General features: G+C 33.7%; 16 protein-coding genes. 6 read left to right on the top strand and 10 right to left on the bottom strand.

The window, feature by feature from the left end:
- Position 1 precedes the first annotated feature (1 nt).
- Positions 2–523, bottom strand: a complete 522-nt coding sequence (locus AC23MC_RS01995; protein ID WP_487566756.1) for a TIR domain-containing protein — start codon at positions 521–523, stop codon at positions 2–4.
- A 157-nt stretch (positions 524–680) separates the two neighbouring features.
- On the opposite strand from AC23MC_RS01995, the gene AC23MC_RS01990 reads away from it, so the two are divergent.
- Positions 681–2,375, top strand: coding sequence for an NERD domain-containing protein (locus AC23MC_RS01990; RefSeq protein ID WP_487566755.1), 1,695 nt, complete (start codon positions 681–683; stop codon positions 2,373–2,375).
- A 223-nt stretch (positions 2,376–2,598) separates the two neighbouring features.
- On the opposite strand, the gene AC23MC_RS01985 is transcribed toward AC23MC_RS01990, so the two are convergent.
- From AC23MC_RS01985 to AC23MC_RS01965, 5 genes are all read right to left on the bottom strand, one after another.
- Positions 2,599–3,228 carry a hypothetical protein gene (locus tag AC23MC_RS01985; protein ID WP_487566754.1) on the bottom strand — a complete coding sequence of 210 codons (630 nt, stop codon included), beginning with the start codon at positions 3,226–3,228 and terminating at the stop codon, positions 2,599–2,601.
- A 59-nt stretch (positions 3,229–3,287) separates the two neighbouring features.
- Positions 3,288–3,911, bottom strand: a complete 624-nt coding sequence (locus tag AC23MC_RS01980; protein WP_487566753.1) for a P-loop NTPase family protein — start codon at positions 3,909–3,911, stop codon at positions 3,288–3,290.
- A gap of 256 nt (positions 3,912–4,167) precedes the next feature.
- Entirely contained in the window at positions 4,168–5,115 is a 948-nt protein-coding gene (locus AC23MC_RS01975; RefSeq protein ID WP_487566752.1) for a transcriptional regulator, read from the bottom strand.
- Between the two features lie 117 nt (positions 5,116–5,232).
- Positions 5,233–5,520: a helix-turn-helix domain-containing protein gene (locus AC23MC_RS01970; protein ID WP_487566751.1), complete on the bottom strand. Its 288-nt coding sequence runs from the start codon at positions 5,518–5,520 to the stop codon at positions 5,233–5,235.
- Between the two features lie 224 nt (positions 5,521–5,744).
- Positions 5,745–7,427 carry a tetratricopeptide repeat protein gene (locus tag AC23MC_RS01965; protein ID WP_487566750.1) on the bottom strand — a complete coding sequence of 561 codons (1,683 nt, stop codon included), beginning with the start codon at positions 7,425–7,427 and terminating at the stop codon, positions 5,745–5,747.
- A 401-nt stretch (positions 7,428–7,828) separates the two neighbouring features.
- Here AC23MC_RS01965 and AC23MC_RS01960 point away from each other — a divergent pair, with 401 nt between their 5' ends.
- Complete coding sequence (locus AC23MC_RS01960) at positions 7,829–8,545, top strand: hypothetical protein (protein ID WP_487566749.1); 717 nt, start codon at positions 7,829–7,831, stop codon at positions 8,543–8,545.
- Between the two features lie 33 nt (positions 8,546–8,578).
- On the opposite strand, the gene AC23MC_RS01955 is transcribed toward AC23MC_RS01960, so the two are convergent.
- Entirely contained in the window at positions 8,579–9,421 is an 843-nt protein-coding gene (locus AC23MC_RS01955; RefSeq protein ID WP_487566748.1) for an RteC domain-containing protein, read from the bottom strand.
- 469 nt (positions 9,422–9,890) lie between these two features.
- On the opposite strand from AC23MC_RS01955, the gene AC23MC_RS01950 reads away from it, so the two are divergent.
- From AC23MC_RS01950 to AC23MC_RS01940, 3 genes are all read left to right on the top strand, one after another.
- The gene (locus AC23MC_RS01950) at positions 9,891–10,781 is read left to right on the top strand and encodes a helix-turn-helix transcriptional regulator (protein ID WP_487566747.1); all 891 of its coding nucleotides are present in this window, start codon (positions 9,891–9,893) and stop codon (positions 10,779–10,781) included.
- 166 nt (positions 10,782–10,947) lie between these two features.
- Positions 10,948–12,438, top strand: a complete 1,491-nt coding sequence (locus AC23MC_RS01945; RefSeq protein WP_487566746.1) for a MauE/DoxX family redox-associated membrane protein — start codon at positions 10,948–10,950, stop codon at positions 12,436–12,438.
- 89 nt (positions 12,439–12,527) lie between these two features.
- On the top strand, positions 12,528–12,797 hold the full coding sequence (locus AC23MC_RS01940; RefSeq protein WP_487566745.1) for a hypothetical protein: 270 nt from the start codon (positions 12,528–12,530) through the stop codon (positions 12,795–12,797).
- 69 nt (positions 12,798–12,866) lie between these two features.
- Here the strand turns inward: AC23MC_RS01940 and AC23MC_RS01935 are convergent, their stop codons facing one another.
- The 3 genes from AC23MC_RS01935 to AC23MC_RS01925 are packed head-to-tail and all read right to left on the bottom strand — an operon-like array spanning position 12,867 to position 19,913.
- Positions 12,867–15,455 carry an alpha/beta hydrolase family protein gene (locus AC23MC_RS01935; protein WP_487566744.1) on the bottom strand — a complete coding sequence of 863 codons (2,589 nt, stop codon included), beginning with the start codon at positions 15,453–15,455 and terminating at the stop codon, positions 12,867–12,869.
- 53 nt (positions 15,456–15,508) lie between these two features.
- Entirely contained in the window at positions 15,509–16,903 is a 1,395-nt protein-coding gene (locus tag AC23MC_RS01930) for a RagB/SusD family nutrient uptake outer membrane protein (RefSeq protein ID WP_487566743.1), read from the bottom strand.
- A gap of 16 nt (positions 16,904–16,919) precedes the next feature.
- On the bottom strand, positions 16,920–19,913 hold the full coding sequence (locus tag AC23MC_RS01925; protein ID WP_487566742.1) for a SusC/RagA family TonB-linked outer membrane protein: 2,994 nt from the start codon (positions 19,911–19,913) through the stop codon (positions 16,920–16,922).
- A gap of 876 nt (positions 19,914–20,789) precedes the next feature.
- Here AC23MC_RS01925 and AC23MC_RS01920 point away from each other — a divergent pair.
- The gene (locus AC23MC_RS01920; RefSeq protein ID WP_487566741.1) at positions 20,790–21,026 is read left to right on the top strand and encodes a helix-turn-helix domain-containing protein; all 237 of its coding nucleotides are present in this window, start codon (positions 20,790–20,792) and stop codon (positions 21,024–21,026) included.
- Positions 21,027–21,117: the final 91 nt, after the last annotated feature.

Here is a 21,117-nt window from a genome sequence, read left to right as displayed (position 1 = left end):
TTTATCTTTTTAAAATATTGCGTTTCATTCTAACTCTCGAATTGTCAATGGAGTCAAATAAATTATCTCTTTTCCAGATAGCGTAATTTACTTTGCTCTCAAAATCTCTTTCAATATTATTCCATCGCATTGATACAGCATAACCAGAATCAATATTATCTTGTAGTCGAGGTGGAATACAATGTTTTTGGCCAGGCAAGAAAATACATAATAGTCCATTAGGTTTAAAGCTTTTTAGTGATGTTATAGGATGTTTATATCCCCTTAATGATGCCCAAATTTCAGAATCTATCCATTTTCTATTTCCTGTCTCAGAACCAATAAGCACAATTGTAACTGAGCAACTTCGCATTTTATCTCGAATTTTTTTGTAAATGGTTTCATCACTAAGATAACCAATATCATCTTTCAATGAATAATCCGCTACTTTCATTCCTTCTTTTAACAGTCTTAACTCATTCAAATAATTTTGGTCATTCTTATGATGGTAACTAATAAAACAATTTCGAATTACCTTTGCCATAAATAGAAATTAATAGTTTTTTTATTGAAAAATTTTGCATTAACTAGGAATTTATGTTAATATTAACAATAATTATACCCAGTTCTAAAAATATATATTTTGGCATTAAATATTTGATAATGTGACAAATTGGCATTTTAATTTTTAATTTCGTGTTATGAATAAAATTGATTTAGAAAGAAAAGCTTCTGAAATTAAAGAAATTATTTCAGTTTACACTAAAGAAAGTTTTATAGGTTTTTTTGCTGATTTTATTAGAAATAATACCATCAGAGGATTTGAAGAGTTCTCTGAAAAAATAAAGTCAAAATTAAAGGATTCACAATATCTAATCGCATTAAGATTATCAGCAGACGAAGGAGCCATCGACTTTAAGTTTAATGAAGAAACAAAAAAGGACTTAATTAAAGTTGCTGATTTAATTAATGAAATTGTTAGTTCTTTTTTGGCCGCTAATTATACTGAAAAATATTTGCAGAAAGACTCCCAAAGCAAGTATGACCTTTTTGTTCACGAAACTACTTTTAAAAATTATTTCCAAAATGGAGTATTAAATTTCGTTCAACAAGAACTTAATCATGTAATAAATATGTTTAGTCCTTATGATGAAAAGATTAAGGAAAAGACTGGACTAGACTTGTATACATTTATCGATTTTTACTACTTAACTGAAAAAGTTTACAAAGAAAAAGTAATTGATACACATTCTTTCTTAACTGATAAGTCTTTTTATGAGGCGGTTAGAGATGATAATGGGTTGGATTTGAATAAATTATCTAAAGAAACAAAGACAAAGTTTCTTGCTTTTTATGAGAAGCCACATTTGCCATTAATTTTTTCAAAATCCGATTTTATTGAATTTATATCTATTGATAAGTTAGATTACTTGCTGAATATATTTTCAATAGACATGCAAAATAAAATCGATTTTACATTTTATACACAAAAGAACCCACTTGATTTAAAGCCTATAATTAAGCTGAATGATAACGAATATTTAAATATTTTTCAAAAGCAAATACCTACTTCAATTTATTATCACCTTTTTACTATTCTCGGAGATAATCAAAAATCACTAACACAACTTTATCAACGAAGAGGTAAAATAGTTTTTGAACAGGAAACTCTAGAAATTTTCAAGAATTTTTTTAAAGACAAAAACACTAAATTTTTTCACAATTATCACATAAATGGTTGTGAGCAAGATATATTAATTATCCACAATAAAATCGCCTACATCATAGAGTGTAAAACATCAAAATTTAGAGAGCCTTTAAGAAATACTGAAAATGCATATGCAAGAATTAAAGAAGATTTTAAAAATTCAATTCAAGAAGGGTATAATCAGTGTTTACGAGTTGAAAATGAAATATTCAATAATGACAAAATAATTATTGATACTAAAAATGAAAAAGTTGAGATTGACACAAATAATATTTTAAATGTATTTTCAATTGTTGTTACATTAGAACGATATGGTGCAATTCAAACAGATTTAAGTCTTCTTTTAGAAAAAGAAAATGAAGAAGATTATTACCCTTTATCAATTTTTATAGATGATTTAGAAATATTCCTTTTAAGTTTATACAAAAAGTTCAATAATCCTTATAGAAAATTTGAGGAATATTTAGAAATTAGACAATCACTAAATGGGAAAATTATGTCTGCTGATGAATTAGATATTTGTGCAATGTTTTTAAAGAATTCAATCGAATTAAAGAAGTTAATAAATAATCATACATTTATAATTCCTGATCCATTATTACAAAATATTTTTGATAAGATGTATTTTGATAAAGAGATAAAAGTTAAGTTGAAATATGATTCGAAATTTATAAATAGTTCCGTTTAATTTTACTAGTAAGTAATTTAAGTAATATGTTATAATTATTTGACAACAAAATAACCATACATTTTGTCCCAAATGTTGTCAATAATTGGGACAAATATCGAACATTGGGATATTTAATGTTATCATTTATAGTTGTTTTGTCAAGCTAAACCTGATTATTTTACTACAAAACATCTTTTTTATCAGTTAAGCTTTGGCAGTAAACAGCATTTATTGCCGAAACTTAATCATATTCAAAAGAGTCAATGAAAAACTTTAAATTGTATAATTCAAGTCCACAATCATCTTCTAAGTCATGTTTTTCTAGTTGATCTATTTCGATAAACGATATATCATTAGCAAAAGCCTTTTCTCCGATTAAATGCTCAATATGAACATAAACTGCTTCGCGAAGTCTTGGGTTGTCTTTGTGGACGATGTAGTTTTTGAGTAACACTTTTATTCCTAAATCGGTTGGTTTGTTTGGGTTTTCTAATGGTATGAAATACATTTCGCTTATTCGTAAAGAGATGCCGTAATATTCTAGTGGTTTATCTGTGCCATTTTCGTATTTGGTTAGGTTGGTTTCTGGCTGGAGGAATGCGGTTATTTTCCAACGTTCTACAACTGGTGCATGATGGACTAGTAATTCTACTTCTTTGAAAAGGTATGGATTTCCGTTTGCAGTAATTATTATCTCTGCACCGTTTGTTTTGTTTTTGATTATTATATCAAGGTCTTTGTTGTATTGATGTAGTATCTCGATTAGTTTGTCGAAATGGATTTTTAGTTCTTCTTTTGGGATTTCGTTTAGGAGTAGGAAAACGAAGTTGTTTTGTTGGAAGTAGTTCCAGAAGTTGGTTATTGTTTTCATGTTGTTCTTTTTTTAACCGCAAAGGACACAAAGGTTTACGCAATGTTCGCAAAGCTTTATTATCTCTTGTCTGGTGTTGATTTGTCATAAGCTATTAAGTTTACCATCTCTCTCAATCTGGAGCGAACTCGATTGCCGTAATGGATTTCTATTTCTGTGGCTGATAGGTTTGTGGTGATGTGGGTTTTTAGTTTTTTGGAGATGAATAGATCGTATCGACTTAATAGAATTTCTGCCATTACGTTGCATTCGTTTCCGAAATACTTTAGGTTGTTTTCTGTGCCTAAATCATCAAAGCAATAGGTTCTTGGTTCTGATTGATATAGTTTGCCGATGCTGTATTTGTGAATGATTTGGTAACCATCTTGGATGAATTCAAAGCTGATGTCTCGACAGGGTTTTACGTAGAATTTGTGTTCGGTTGCTGTTAGGTATTTCATGAGGTTCATGAGTGATGTTTTGCCACAACCGATTGGTCCGGTTAATAGTATTCCCTTGTTGAGGTTTATTCCATATTGAAAGCATGTTGGTTCATCCTTCAGGAAATAGGCAATGAGTTTGTAAACTATTGGGTAATCGGTTTCTATTATTTTGAAATGATTGCCGTATAGTTCGACACCTTTGGTTTGAAGCCAGTTGATTACTTCGATGTAGCTGTAGTGGGATTTTATTTCGTTTTCCATATTTTGTTTTTTAACCACATAAGAACATAGGTTTTATAGTTTTTTTGAGATTGCTTAAAGACGCTTCGCTTTTGATAGTTTATCATAGGTTTTGGGTTAAAGCGATGGTTTTAGAACACTGATGACACAGATTGAACGGATTTACACGGATTTTTTTTTAACCGCAAAAGTCACAAAGTCCTTCGACAAGCTCAGGATGACAACGCAAGGTTCGCAAAGGATGAGATGCTGAAACAAGTTCAGCATGACAAAAGAACTATAATGGTTCGGCATAGTTTTTATCGGTTGTTGTGTTGAGGTTTTTTGGTCGATTTGTCGGTGTTGTGTCGGTGTTGTGATTGAAATTAACACTGTTGATTATCCAGTTTTGTGCTGCTGCTTGCCAATCGATCATCGGAGTTTTTCCTCCAACTAACCAACCGACACTTGAGAAATAATTGAAGAATTTTTGTGCTTCGAGTTCCGGGAAGTTGTTGGCTTGGAAATAGGTTTTGATTTCTTCGATTGTTGGTGTAGCCTTTTTCAAAGGAGATACCTCGGCTACGCTCGGTATGACAAAATCACGCGGTTGCAATTCTTCTTTTTCTTTTTTCGCGGAACTTTTTTCTTTTTGCTGACCATTTTCAGTTTGTTTTTTATTGGTGTCAGCGAATGCAGATTGCATTTCTTCATGTTCGTTTTTAAAATTGGAATTATTTATTTCATCAAAATTTTTTGCTTGCTCGTTCAAGTTTGCAACGTTTTTTTCGTTTGAACTATTTGTATTGTTTATATAGTTTATAGAAGGTACTACTGCTTGTTCAGTACTTGTTTCATCACTGGTACAAGACTTGTTTAGAGCTTGTTCTGAAACCGATTCAATAAGTGGTTCATTTTTTAGTTTTCTCTCACTTTTTGGAGCTGGTTTTAGATCTTCGGAAAAATTGAATAAAATGACATGACTTCCTTTGAAAGGATTGTAGGATGGCTCGTAATTGATGTAACCCAAACTGTGCAAGTTCTTCAGACATTTATGATAGGTTGCTTTGGAACTGATTTTGCTTATTCTCATTACCTCATCGCGATTGATACTGATTGGGTTTTTGAAGCGGTTGCAGTTCCAAAATTGGAATAAGGCCATGTAAAGGCTGACATGGGTTGGGTTGAGTGCTTTGTCGAGGACTACTTTTTCGAAGAAGCCGGTTAAATGCTTTATGTAATTCATTTGGAAGTATTAAGATTTGAGTATTAAGTATTAAGACTGATTGCTTGAACTTTGTTCAAGGATTGACCTGCCTACGCAGGAGATACTTCGACAAGCTCAGTATGACAATAGCCAGAATTACTTGAAAAGCGTTGGTATTGCGTTTGTTTTGTTGGTGTTTAGTAGTTTATCGATGTCGGTATTGTCGTAGTAGAGGGTGCCACCGATTTTGGTGTAGGTTAAGGTTCCGTTGATGCGGAGGTTTTGGAGTGTTCCGGGAGAGATGTTTAGGAGGTTGCGGACTTCAATGGATTTGAGCCATTTTTTGGTTTGACCCGGTTTGGAATGGATTAACTCTTGGAGGTCTTTTAGTAATAGTGTTCTAAATTCGTTTAAATCTTCACGGGTAATAACTTCTACTGCCATAACTTTAATTTTATTGGGTTATGGTGCAAAATTGTTTAGATTGATTTATTTTATTTCAGAAGTGAATCAGAAGTGGAAAACAAAAAAGTTTAATTTTAATTAAGAAATTTTTAAAATAGTTAGTAAAATCAAGGGTTTAGAAAGATTTTATTTTTTTTAAAATTTTACCATATAAGGCACATAGGTTTTTAATTATGATGGAGGTCCATATAAAATTTTGTGTTTTACTCTTGATTATTTTGTTGGGTTTGGTTTGATGATTTTAATTGTTGGATAAAGGAAGTGGGTGACATTCCGATTCTGTTTTTGAAACAAAGTGTGAAGATTTGCGTTGAGCCGAAACCAGCTTCATCTGACAGGGCTTTGTTGGTGTAGTTCCTGAATTTATTATTGCTAATTAACAACTCGACTATGTAATCAATTTTAAGATCGTTGATGTAGGTTGTGGTCTTTTTTCCCCTTTGCTCGGCAATTATTAACGACGCATATTTGGTATTTGTATCCAGTAATGCGGCAAGCTTTGCCAAGTTCATGTCTTTTTCAAGGAATTTTTTTTGTTTTTCAAATTTCTCCAAGTTTTTCAATAATGACTTGGTTAATTCCGGACTAAGGTTTGTATTCTGGTTGTTTGATGGAAGTATTGTTGCTTTCTTTTTTTCTGATAAATCAGCCATTATTTGATTGAATTTTTCTTTTTCCCTTTTTTTGGAATGCAGATGCCAACCGAACACAGTTAATAGAATTATTATGAGCGATGCTACTACAAGAAAATAGATTTTTCTGTTTGAAGCTAATTCGTTTTCGATTTTTCTCTTTTTTTCTAGTAATGTTTTAGTGTCATATTCTTTATGGACTTTGTAGGTGAGGTATTTGAATTTTTGGTTTGTTTCTTTGTCAAAATCCATTAGCTTTTTGATGAAGAATAGCTCTTTTTTTAATTCATTGGTTTCTCCAAAGTATTGTATCAGCATTTCATATCCTTCTCGAAGATCCGGACGGTTGTACTTTTTTGTTTGAATTCCATCGTGTACTCTTGTAAAATAGGTAACCGCTGTATTTTTTTCGTTTATTTCCCAATAGCATTTTCCGAGATAAAATTGGGTTGTAATCAGCGTAGAATAGTCGTCGACTTTTTCGAATTGAGGTTTTGATTCTTTCAATAATTTGATTGCATTTTCATAATCTTTTTGTTTACATAGGTTAATTCCCTCCGCATTTTTGAAGTAAGGAATCATATCATCCAATTCATATTCATTGGATAGTTCTATTCCCAGTTTATTGAAATATGAGGAATGATCATATCTTTCAATTTGTGTGTAGCACAATGCGATTGCGTGCATTGATTTTAAATAGGCCAAATCATTTTCTTCTTTAAAATAGTCCATGCATTGATTTAGCAATGCAATTGCTTCATCGTAATAACCTAAGAAATATTTTGTTAGAGCAATGGTATATTTTACTTTATGGATTAAGTATTGATCATTTGTTTTTGCTATATAATTGTTGGCGAGAATATATAAATCTAATGCCTTGGTGTATTCGTTGTTGTCATAATGTGCTGCTCCAATTGTAAGGTAGACACTCCCCAAGATATCGTTGTTTTTAGTTGCTATTGCTTTTTCAAGTAAACTATCTGCATAAATCATTCTATATTTTTTATCTACAAAATGGATTAATGCTTTATATGCTTTGGTTTGTTGTACTAGGTTTTTTTCCTCATTTGCTTTTTTGAGCCAGTATTTTGCTAATTGTTGTGCTTTGATGCTATCCGTTCGAAATTCTATTACTTTTTCTTCAAGATATTGATAGTTTTTATTGGACAGACTATCAACTGGATTAGACTGTTTTGCTTGAACAATTGTTAAAGAGAATAATGTGAATGCTATGCTAATTATAAAGTTATTCATTTTAGTTGGTTAAGGTTTAGTTCAACTTACTATTTAAAAAAGTTTGAGGAATGGAAATGGGTTCAGTAAAAATATTAATTTTTTTTAATTGAAAGTAAATCAAAATTATAAGCATTATAATCTGTATGTAAATCGGTGTTTTTAAACTAAGAGGTATTTTCAATCCTATCTTATTTTTTGATAAAGACTAGCATTTTTTATTGTATTGGATTCTAGAATGCAATAGTTTGAATTCGGAAATTCGTTAGTAGTTGTGTTGTGGGGGTGGATTTGAGCCAATAGTTTTGTTCTCGAATTCAACCGGTTTTACTTTGGTAGAACCAAGCAAAAACTGTTCAGATTACCCCGGGAGAAATGAACTGATTAAAAATAAATCAGTAACATTTAACACTTAAACCAACATGAAAAATTATTTCCTTATTTTATTCTTTGCTTTGCTCTTTGTTTCTTGTGAAACAACAGAATCTGAACTAACTAGTTCTGAAACCAATAATCTTAGCAAGAAATCACAAGACTTACTTCCGCTGAATCTTACTAACACGTATGATTTTGTAGGTCAAGCTCATTATGATATTTCTACTTCTTATTTTGCTGATTCCAATTTACCCAAAACAATAGACAGTATTGTTAGTCAAGTTAATTTGAAAGCCAGTATTCATCCGTTTTTTGATGATTTTTTATCTGCCGATTATAATTTAGTACCACAAAGCCGAATTTCTTATTTAGTTTCTGCTAGCCATAGTGCGTTTGATTCTATTGTTGATGATTTACCACTAAATGCTACAGCTAAAAATGATTTTCGCCTTTTTGTAGAGACTGTTTTGTCTAAAGTGGATAATGATGAGGATTATATTGACATTCATAACTACGTTGTCCATTACGAATCGACAATACAGGATTCTGGTCAGCTTTCTGCTAGTGAAAAAGAGTATCTTTTGACGGTGACATCCATCATTCGACACAGTGTGTATGCTAAAAAGAAAAGACCTAAAAAAAATACTGATCTTGATTGGTATTGGTTGAGTGCGAAATTTACCGGAGCTGTTGAAGGTGCTCAGTACGGAAAGTCTCATGCGATACTTACTGCTTTGAAAGCGGGAATTATAGAAAACAAGTAAACAAACATTATTGCTTTTTAAAAGGGCTATCCATTAGGGTAGCCTTTGGTGTTCATCTACCTCGTTCATTCTTTTGATGAGGTTGCCTTTTAATGAACTTATGAATTTTGTACGTTCTGTTTTTCGGTTAGTGATTTCGTAAAATGTTCTATGGAATTGACCAAGATCTATATCAAAAGCTTTGCTAAATCCTTGTACTATTTCTTTAATATCTGCTGCACCGTGATTGAATACACCTTCGGTATGTAACGCATAAATCAGTTCAATAATTCCGACTTTGGAGCCTGTCCATTTCAATACTTTTTCTGGATTGCTATTTTTTGATACTGCTGACTTTTTTAATTTAGCAATCAAGTAGATTTGTAGTTTTTCGTTGGCTAAAATCTGTGCTGCTTTGTAATCGTGTGACGTTGCAAACAATTTATCTATTTGAAAATATAAGCTATCCATTACCCATTTGAAATTCTGTTGATTTCTTAGAAAATATTTATCATCTAAATATTGATTTCCTTTTCGATAGTATCTGTAAAACTCTGCGTTATCGATAAAAAACTGTTCTTGTTTTTTTAGTTGGCTTGCGTAGTATTTTCGAATGGTTTTTTCTGAAGCTACTGGTTTGTTGCATTCCATAATATATATTTCGTTGAAATAAATTATTTGGCTTGTTAGTTTGGGTTTGTCATTTTTGAAGAAATCAATTTCTTCTTCTTGACTTATTTTTTGGTTGATGTATGTAGTTCTTAATTTTTCGTAACCCTCCATCAATATGTTGATTGCCAACGAGCAATTTTGAATAGGGTTCTCTTCCACTAACGGGATGATGTTAGTGAGTTGTTGATCGAGTTGATTGAGGAGTTGATTTGCGAAGTTTTTCATGGTTGGTTACCTCACCCTAAATCTCTCTCCTAAGTTGAGGGACTTTTGGATTATGCTAGAAATTTGATTTTATATTCTATGAGTTATTATTCAATTTTAGTAGTTTTTGGTGTTGGCAAAACTAAGTTTGGTTTTTGTTTGGAACAATTGTTTGGGTGTGAAATTCTGGAATTGCATAGTTGAATTTTGGAATTGCATAGTCTTTTTCATTTTGTAGTTGTGGATTTTGATTTTTTTTGAATTGTGCTTTTTTTCACTATTTAAAAGAGGTTACTTTTCTTTTTGAAGGGTTTTATTTATTGGGAAAGTCTCTTTTTATTACCGCAACCTTTTTTAGCTTTTTTCTTGAAAATTAGGTGTTGGATTCTAGAATCCAATACTTAAGTTTTAGTTTAGATTGGTATAATTTGATAGGTTTGTTTGACTTTTTACTACTTCGACAGTTACAAAATCCATCAAAATCTATTGTATGTCCATGTCAAATCAAGAGGAAAAACTCAGGATTATCTATCAGTTGTTGTTTGACTTAGCAACCGGTAGAAAAACTGTTGCTTTGGATATTGGCACTTTGGATGATGAATATGATGCCATTTTATGGTCTTTATCGGAGCAAGGTGAGCGAATTCGAGCGTTGGCTTTGGATCAGGGTATGGTTCCGCCATATTCTTCATTTGAGCATCTGAATCAATTTGTATTTGTTTTGGACTCCAATTACAGAATAGTTGATTTTAATTATACTGTTGTTGAACGGTTAAGGTATGAATCAGAAGTAATTCAGAGTCTGCTTTTTGAAAGTTTGTTGGATGACTCTTCTAAATTGGTTTGGAACGATTTGCTTACGCAAGTAAAAAGTGAGACTCATTTTTTTGTTACGACGGAATTGCTTTTTTTGACTGTTGATGGATTTAAGCTGCCTTTGTTTTGTTCGGTTAGTAGTAGTCTTGTAAATCCGTTCGTGTATGTTTTATCCGCAGAAGTTATTTTGAAGGACACTCCTTTTTTGAAGCAGATTCCTTCTGTTGCAAATGAAAAAGCTAAAGCTGAAGCTGCTATGATTGAAAAAATTCACGCCTATATTTTGGAACACTTGGATGTACCATTACCTTCTTTAAAATCGCTTGCCTTACTTTTTGATAGTGAGGAGCACAAAATACGTCATGGATTCAGGGAACATTATCAGACCAGTGTGTATCAATTTTATCAAGATGAACGGTTGAAGAAAGCCTATTCACTCATTTTGCAAACCGATTTACCATTGAAAGAGGTTGCGTTTCAGTGTGGGTTTGTGGCGTATTTGAATTTTTATAAGGCATTTAGAAAGAAGTATGGGTTTTCACCGAGTGAGGTTGCGAGGAAGTAAGTTGTTAGGTTGTTTTTGGAATTGGATAACGAAATGCTTGATTTGCATAGTGTTATAAAAATATATTGTAGAATTTTACCGTAGTTAATTTTTTCTGAACCACTTATTAAAGGGATAGAAGGAATTTTCTAGGATTAAATATTTCAATATTGAAAACACATTCATTATGATTTCTGATAAAATAAAAAATAGTGTTGTTTTAGTTGTAAGCTACTTGTATGTTTTACTATTTGTTTATGCAGCGGTCAGTAAGTTGTTGGATTATGAAAATTTTCAAGTGCAATTGGGGCAATCACCATTATTAAGTGCTTTTGCGGGTTATGTAGCCTTTTTGGTGCCGATAATGGAAATACTATGTTCTATTCTATTGCTAAATGTTGCTTCAAGAAGAGTAGGGTTCTATCTGTCCTTTGCCCTGATGGTGATGTTTACACTATATATTTACATTATTCTTAATCACACTTCGTTTACTCCTTGTTCTTGCGGTGGCATATTGGAAGAGTTGTCGTGGAATGAACATATCGTTTTTAACTTATCTTTTGTTCTACTTGCCCTTATTTGTATTTTTTTATTGCACCCGAATACGTTTAAAAAGGCATTTGTCTTTTTGGGAATAACAACTTTTTTAAGTGTGGGATTAGTAATTGTTCTATTTCAGATGTCTGAAAAAATAATCCATCATCATAACAATTTCACAAGACGATTTCCACACTTTCCCGCTGTGTCAAATGGCGAAGTTTCACTTTCTCGTGACACTTATTATTTTGCCGGAAGTTCAGAAAATAGCATTTTTCTTGGCAATTATACTTATCCCCTTCAAGTTTTGGAAATAGATAGCTCATTACGCATTATTGCAACACATAAAATTAAATTAGATAGAATGAATTTGCCTTTTACGGCTATACAAGTTAAAGTACAACCTCCTTATTTTTATGTTGTTGATGGAAATGTGCCTTGTGTTTTTAGAGGTGATGTTACCGATTGGAACGCTTCTTATTTACTGCAGGGAGGGTTGCATTTTTCACACTTTCAACCGATTGATTCTTCGACTGTAGCCTTTCGAACCATTTTGAAAAAAACCAAAACTAATACATTGGGTTTGTTTAATTTGAAAGATACACTTGCTACAAGTTTTAATTCAAAATTAATAGAGAAACAAATTGATGGTGTTTTTGACACGGATGGACACACCCTTTATGACAACCAATTCAAGCGACTGATTTATGTTTATACCTATCGGAATCAATTTATAGTTACAGACGAGAAATTGAACTTGCTAGATCGAGGAAATACGATTGACACCACGAGTAGAGCTCAGTTGAAAGTGGCTACAATTTCCTCAAAAGGAGAGACAAAATTAGCTGCTCCTCCTTTGATTGTAAATAAGACCGCTGCAGTGCATAAAAATTTACTATTTGTAAAATCAAATTTACCAGGGAAATATGAGAGTTTAGTGATGTGGGAGAAAGCGAGTATTGTTGACATCTATAATGTTGATGATCGTTCCTATTTGTTTAGCTTTTATATCTATGATGTTGGGAATAAACAAATGAGGAGTCTATTTGTCTCTAATGATAAATTATATGCTTTGATTGGAAAACAACTAGTGTGTTATGATTTGAGGGAATCAATTACCAGTAATTATCGAATTAAATAATATTAAAAGTAAATAGGCCTGTTTCAGGGGTAAGATTGAAAACCTGTAAAAAAGAGTAAATCATCTTTATTAATTTAATTTATTAGATCATGAAATTTAATTTTAAAAAAATGATTTTGCCTTTGGCTGTTGTTGCCTTTGGTATTGTTGGAGCAATTAGCACCAACGCGATGAGCAAAAAGTCAACTGCGTTGGTTGACCGATGGGGTTACACCCATGATGAAAATGGATTGTGTGTTGACTCTGAAATAATGTGTTCAACTAATCCCGGACCACCTTGTTTAGGTAGTGCCAGCGAACCACTTTACGATTTTATCAGTACAGTAAGTTGTCCAAACCCTTTGAATGTTAAACAATAAGAAAGGGTTGAAAATGAAATGCAGTTCTGAAAAGAACTGCATTGTCATTTGTATCAATTTAGAAGTTACTTAAGAAGCTTTCATCCAAGGTGAAAGTGGTTTGTCTTTTAAGTAGTAATCAAACCATTCTAGCACTTTAAGCCAAAGGTCTACTTGATTTGATGGTTTAAATATATTATGATCTTCATCAGGGTATCTGAGCATAATTACTTTTTTACTCAGTCTTCTTAAGGCTAGATACAATTCCATTGACTGCGAAGGCGAGACATGACCATCGCTAGCACCCGTCCATAACAGTAAAGGGGTATGTATATTTACAGCATTATGGATTGGTGAATTACTTATATAACCAGACATGTCCTCAAATAATGATTTGCCCATTCTATTTGTGTAGTATTCATACCTCCAAAAATCTGCTTTTTTATAATTTTGGCTTAGATAAAGATAGCCACTAATATAATCTGTTTGAGCTGCTCCTGCAATTGCCGTTTTGAATAGGTTTGTTTTTGAAATGATATAGCTTGTTTCGTACCCTCCAAACGAATGCCCCATTAAACCCATTTTATTTCTATCAATGAAGCCTAATTGTAAAACTGAATTGACTGCAGCGGTTACACATTCTACTGCCGAATCTCCGGGTGAACCAATTTCATATTCGATGTCAGGTAACAGCACAGCATATCCTTGGGTAACCAGATTTGTTACATTGAATCCGTCATATAGTTGCAATGTTGGATTTACGTAGTTATTTATCCAATGAGATTGCTTTTCGTATACATGGACAATCATTGGATATACATTACCTTTCTTGTAATCTGAAGGATAGTAAACTAACCCTTTTAGATTTTTCCCTTTTGATGAAGTGTAGTTTATAGTTTTGACAGTACCCCATTGGTAGTTGTGATGTTGTGGATTACTTTGAACTATTGTATTTATTTTATTACTGTTTTTCTGGATTACTTGTAAACTTGGTGGGTTGTTGTAATCTTCTTGTAGGTAACTGAATACTTGTGCATTTGGTGCTTTTTTGAATTCTTTTACTTTGTACTTTCCAAATTGAAGTGGTTTTTGTTTTCCATCCTGTGAAATAAAGTATCCTTCTTTCAGCATATCTGCAGATGTAGCTTGTAATAAAAGTGGAGCGTTGTTGTCCATTATTTCGCTGTCTGCCACACTTAGAAAATACTTACGGTTTGATTGTGTGTTTGTTTTTACAACTCTATACCTGATGCTAAGTTCTCTGCCGTTTGTTATTCGTTTTGCTTTATTTCCTTTTATATCAACCTCCCATATATCGTATTTGTCATTCAGTAAGATTGTGCTGTTGGCTGACCATCCAATGAACCCATACGCACGAGGATTATCGTTGACATCGTTATCTTCATCATAAAAAGCATATCCAATTTGAGCCGTACCATTTTTATGTTCCCCTGATTTAATGGAGTAGATGAACCAATCCTTATTTTTAAAATAAGCAATATAGTTCCCGCAAGGTGACATGATTATATTTGACATTTCACCTGAATAGCAATTCATCCATACTTTGCGTTCTTTCGTTTCTAAATTAGTTAGGTAATAATTTCGATCCGGTGTATATTGGAATTGAACTTCACATGGTATTATACTTGACGTTAGAGCAAAAAGTTGGTTTCCTGATAACTTTAGATGTGTGTCTTGTTCCATGAATTGAAATACCTCATTTTTTTCCGGAAACCAAACAGCCGTTTTTGCCCAATTGTCTAACTGACCCAATTGTTTTCTTTCACTGTACACAAGCTTGTCTTCACCGTTCCAAATTTCAACACTTTGCTCGTCTTGGTTGTCCGTTGGAACGATTGGAATGAGTTGAAAAAACACTCTTTTTCCATCGTCTGAAATTCGAAGATCATTGTTGTTAGAAGATTCAATTTGTTTAGTGATTGGAAAATTAACTGTTGTGGCAGGATCTAGTATGGTTGTGATTTTTTCCTTGATTTGATATAAAGCCAGTTTTGTATTGTTCGCTTTTTCCTTTTCTGATTTTAGGACAAATACAAGCGATCTATTGTTGTTTTGCCAAACGATATTGGAAACCTGAACATTTGAGAATACTGCTTGGGCATGGCTCTTCAATTTATCATTTAAAGACATTATATTTACAATGGCTTCTTTGTCTTTTGTAACACTGTATGCCATATAACTTCTATCCTCATTTATACTCCAACTGTTGACATCTTCTACTTTAGTGAGCTTACCATTGGATAAGTTGAGGAATGTGATTGTGCTTTTAGTGTTTGTTGACTTACTTGTGGCTATCAAATATTCACCTGTAGCATTGAACTCAAAATCCTTAACATTTTCAATTCTATCTTGTTTCCCAGATTTTAATGCCGTTACCATCAATTCATTTTTATCCATAATGCAAGCATACCAATTATCGCCATTAAATTTTCCTTTTTTTGCCTTTGGAAAAGCATACTTTCTTTTTGCATCGGAACTAACTACAAAAACCGTATCGTTTTTTGAATTATAATTAAGCGAATAGCTTACCCACAATCCCGTGCTTGATATGCTTTCGTTTTTTAACGTGCTCCACAATTCATAATCGGCAATTTGCAATTGTTTTTTTTGATTGGTTTGACTGCTTGCTGAAAATGAAATTATTGCAAGTAGTGTCATAGTGACAACTTTTATTTTGCACCAACTGCTTCTATTTACTTTTATTTTCATGGTTAATATCCTGGATTTTGTGGAGCGAGATTGGGGTTTAAAAGAATTTCTGATGCAGGAATAGGTAGTAATTTGTCGTTTTCATCCCAACCCAATTTTACTGGACTTAATACCGTATTGAGTTTATTCGTTCGTTTTAAATCAAAAAATCGATGTCCTTGTTCTGCAAAAAATTCCAAGCGTCTTTCGTTTATTACTTCTTCAACAATTTCATCCGCTGTGAGGGCTGTTGTGTTTGGAAGTCCGGCTCTTTGACGAATTATGTTTAAATCTTCTATCGCACCAATGAGGTCTCCTTGTTTTGCTCTCGCTTCGGCACGAATTAAATACTGCTCTGCCAATCTGAATAGTATTGAATATTCTTGTGTTCCGGAAGCGGTTAATGTTAGTTTGTATTTGAACGGATGAAACCATGATTGAGCACCATTGGTGACTTCTTTTATCCAATACATTTTTCGAAGGTCGTTTGACGAGAAAGAATTAACTAAGTCTGGACTTAAGGCAGAAATAGGTGGTGGACCTGATGTGAAAATAAATGTACCTCCTTCATGCGAATTATTACTACTTAGTGCTGGACTTAATTGCCAGATTACTGATGTGCTATTCGTTTGGAATTCATTTTGAATGTTGCTTTCCAGTACATATAGCCCTGATGCATTAATTACTGCTGATGCATCGTTTGACGCTTCTGCCCAAGCACCACTGTATAGATTTAGTCTTGCCAACAACGCACGAGCTGTGAGTTTATTGGGTCTTGTTTTGTTGCTACCACTATAATCTTCGGATAATAGTTCTACCGATAGTAAAAGATCTTCTTTTATGTTTTGGTACACTATATCTATTGATTTTCTTGAAACTGTACTATTCAGTTCATAATTGGTTGTGGTTATGTATGGCACATCACCAAATAAGTTTGCCAAATGAAAATGAAGCAATGCCCTAACAAACAATGCCTCTCCTTTAAGTTGATTGCGGTTTGCTGTTGAAAGTGATTCGGAGTTTTCGACACCTTCTACCACTGCGTTTGCTCCATATATTTGATTGTAGGTGTTAAACCATAAATCACGCATGCCGCTATTGTTTGCATTTAAAGAATTGTTGTAAAAATCATTGGTTAAGGTGGTTGTAGCCCCATAATAGTCTAACTCGTCTGTGTAGTTTCCTAATACAAGTGAAAGGCCAGTTGGTCTTCCTGTTAATAAACCAATATCTCTGATTTTTGAGTAGATACTAGTCATTGCTGCATCAGCAGTTGCCATGTCTTCAAAAACAGCAGGCTCTGTAAGTTGTGAATTTGGCAAATCGATATCTACGAAGTTATCGCAGCTATTGAAGAAAAAAGTAAAGCTCGTTATTGCTATTACCATACTCATTGATTTTGTTATGTACTTTTTCATCGTTTAAAAATTAAAGTTAAAATGTGATTTCCAGTCCAGTTGTAATTATTTTTAGCGGTGGTAATCTGTCTTGAATTTTAAATTCAGGATCGGCACCTTTGAATTTTGTGAAGGTTAAGAGATTTTGACCTGTTAATGAAATTCGACATTGTACTTTTTTGGTCCAATTTTCCGGTATCGTGTAGTATAGTGCAATGTTTTTTAATCGTATGTAAGAGGCATCACTTATACTAGCGTTGCTTTGTGTGTAATTGGTATACGCATTTCGTGCCGCAGCATTGTTAACAGAATAGCGTTGAAATTGTGCTGGATCCCCTTCGTTTTGCCACCGGTCAACATTTTCGGCTAATTGATTGTTGAGTGTACCTGGCATAGTGAATGTTTTAAGTGCATTGTAGTTTTCTTGCTTTACAAATTGAAAAAGAAAGTCTAATTGCACTTGTTTGAATTTTAGTTGATTTTGAATGCCTCCAAAAAATTCCGGATTTAAATCTTTAACCGTTTGTTTGTCTAAATCATTAATTATTCCGTCATCGTTTACATCTTCGAATTGATAAATTCCTGTTTCCGGATTTATTCCCAAATAATTATAGACTTTCACAATATTTAATGGTTGTCCTAAAACAAATTGGTTTCGATAGGTAGAGGTTTCTAAAGACGGAAACGACTTTAATTTATTTTTTGCTTGTGTGAAATTGACATTTGTTGACCATGAAAAGTTTTTGTTTTTAATATTCTCCGTGTGTAATGAAATTTCAACTCCTTGGTTGACCACTGTTGCGTCTAAGTTTGCTTGGAGTGAAGCAAATCCGGTAGTACCCGGTAGTGGTATGCCTACTAATTGATTTGAAGACTGGTTTTTGTAACAACCCACAGACAAAGCAATTTTGTCGTTAAGAAAATTGGTCTCTAAAGCAATTTCAAATTTTTTATTGGACTCCCAACCAAAATTTGAATTATATAGTCTGGATGGTTCTAAACCTATTATTCCGTTGTATGCTACTCCTGTTGTGGTATAGGTGTTTAAAAATTGATAGTCACCAATTTGGTCATTACCCGTTATACCATAACTGGTTCTTAATTTTCCGAAACTTATTATTTTACTGTCTTTTAAAAAGTTTTCGTTGTGAAACAACCATGCTGCTCCAACAGCTCCAAATGTGGCAAATTGTTTTCCAGGACCAAAACGGCTAGAACCGTCTCTTCTGCCTGTTATATTCAGTATGTATTTATCGTTCCAATTCATATTTGCACGGGCAAAAAAGGCTTGGTATCTGTACTCTGAATTATCATTTTGGGTTATCGATACATTTGATGCAGCACCTAAATTATTAATCAGGCTATTGCTTGGAAAACCAAGAGCTTGAAAGACTGTTTGACTTGCGGTATTGTCTTGAAATGTTGCTCCAGCAAGAAAAGACAGGTCTACTGAATTAAGTGTTTTTTTCCAATTGATTTGCGGTTCAATAATCCAAGAACGGCGTTTTGCATTGTTGAGGAATAGAACGGAATTGTCACTACCGATGCCGAAAGCAGGATTGTATATTGTTGACGGAGCGGTAGTGCTTTCCTGATGATTTAACTGAGAGAACCCAAAGGATGACTTTATCTGTACCTCTTCAAATACATTATATGATAGCACCGTGTTTGCTATTAAATCATTTGTGAGAGCTTTGTATTTTCCATTTAAATGACCCAATGGATTTGAAAAGGTATTATTCTGCCAATTTAAATCACCCTCTTCATTGTATAATGCTGGTGCAGTGGGTGCCAAAATTCTTGACTCTCTTGTGAGGTCGCGGTAAGGCTGATTGTTATCTTGCACGGTATATCCGGCTGAAAACTGCACACTGAATTTATTGTTGTTTGAAAGATGGTTTGCATTTGCGTGGATGTTTCCTTTTTTATATCTAAAATCGCCAGGAAAAACGGTGGTTTCTTTTGCAAAATTGCCACTAAGTAGGAACTGCGTTTGGGCATTACCTCCTGATATTGATGAATTGATATTGGTGAACTGTGCTGTGCCTCCAATTAATTCTTCTTGCCAATCTGTGTAACGGTTTTGATCCCATGCTCCGTTAAGGTCGTATGCATTGGCCGGATAATTCACTATACCATCGTTTTCAAATGCTTCTCTTCGCATGGTTAGGTACTGTTCGGTATTCATTAATTTCATGAATTGGGTTACACCACCATATCCATTGGTGAGGTTTCCTGTGAATTTTGTTTTGCCTCCTTTTCCTTTTTTTGTAGTGATTAGCACTACTCCGTTTGCTCCTCGTGAACCATAAATTGCCGTTGCATCGGCATCCTTAAGTACTTCGATACTTTCTATGGTATCGGGGTTTATGCTGTTTAGTGGACTTGTGGTGCCACTCAAGATTCCTGCTGTAGAGAATGAACCGATAGATTCTGAAGCATATGGTATTCCGTCAATTACATATAAAGGGTCATTTCCTGTGGTTCTTACGCTATTTTGCCCTCGTACTTGAATTGCGAAGTTTCCTCCTGAAATACCAGTTGTTTGCGTGATATTTACGCCTGGCATACGGCCTTGCATGGTGGCGAGTACATTGGTGACCGGTTGGGTTTCGATGTCTTTTGCTGTTATGCGAGAAATACTGCCTGTGCGTTCTTTGTCTTTGACGGAATAATATCCTGCATTGAGGACTATTTCTTTGAGCTGTGTTGTGTCTTCCTCTAACTGAATGTTTATTGTAGTTTGGTTGGCTACTGTTATTTCTACAGTTTTGTAGCCCAGATATGAAAACACCAACACATCTGAAGGATTTGCCTTGATTGAAAATTGACCGTTTTCATCTGTCGTAGTCCCTAAGGCTTTGCCTTTGATAAGGACTGTAACACCGGGTAGTGTTCCTTGTGTATCTGAGACGGTTCCGGTGATGGGTTGTTGGGTTTGTGCTATTGCTTTGCAACATATTAAGTACAATGCGAGTAGGCATAGGTAACTTACTGCTTTGGATTGTTGGTTTTTTAAAATTTTATTCATAAAATTGGTTAGTTAAATGAAACATTAGTTTTGTTTGCTTTGGTCCTCTGTACTTGTTTGGCGACTGGTTAGGGGACCTTTTTTGTTTTTGTTTTTGCTCGTAAAGTCGCAGAGACGCAAATGTGTTTTGTGTCGCTTTGCTCTTTTTTAGCCACTGATGCACTGATTGTCGCTACGCTCTTTTTTTGTTGACACGAATTCCACTAATTGGCACTAATTTTTGAAAGCTTTGCTTTTTTGTTTTTGCCACGGATTACTCGGATTACACGGATTTTGTCGCTTTGCTTTTTTTGGTTTCTCGCGGAGACGCGGAGACGCAAAGAGGCAGTGGGCGGGTTTTATTTCATAGGCGATGGATTTAAAGGTTTGACATTGTTTATTAAGGTTGTTTAATGTCGTTTGAGGTTGTTTAATGTTGTTTAAGAGTATAAGGGTTTAAAAGGTTAAATGGGTTTTGGGTTAGGGGAACTATGCCGCTCGTGCTTGTGGATGGCCGGCAAGGTTGAGCGACATAGATCTAACTAACTAAAAAAAAATACTGATAAGACCGTGACGCGAAACGTTCAGGATAAAAAAAGCAGTGCTAAGAATTAAGAGAGTGCCTGTGGGGAATAAAAAAAGCGTGGAACTCAACTTACTGAACGGAGGTACTGGTATACCCTGCAACAATAAGAGAGCCCACGCCAGTATTGACGTGAGCATCATACTTATCATCTCGTTGCTAAAAGTACCAGTTTTCCGTTCGAGATTCTAAGCGAATGCTTCAAATGATTTCTTGAAGAATCGCAAATTTAATATTAAATACAAATATATACAAAACTAAAATGTAATCCAAGTGGATTACATAAAATATTTAAAATATCCCAAAATTGCGGTATGGCTGAACTAGATAAAGAGGATATAAAGCTAAAAAACAAAATAGCCGAAAGGATACAATTTCTTCGTATCAAAACCGGTTTGTCTCAATCTGACTTTGCAAAAAAGCATGATATTGATAGACAGATTTTGAACAGATGGGAAAGTACAAATAATAAAAGAGGTGTAACAATCTATACAATAAATAAGTTTTGTAAAATGATTGGTATTTCAATCTCGGAGTTTTTCAATTTCTAGTAAACTAAAAGATGCTAAGGCATCTTTTTTGTTAGTGCATTGTTTGTTTTTGGATAGTTAAATTTTGGAATTGCATAGTGGAATAAAAATG

The sequence above is a fragment of the Flavobacterium sp. T50_26 genome (assembly GCF_057652995.1).
This window is presented reverse-complemented; position numbering and strand designations above follow the sequence as displayed.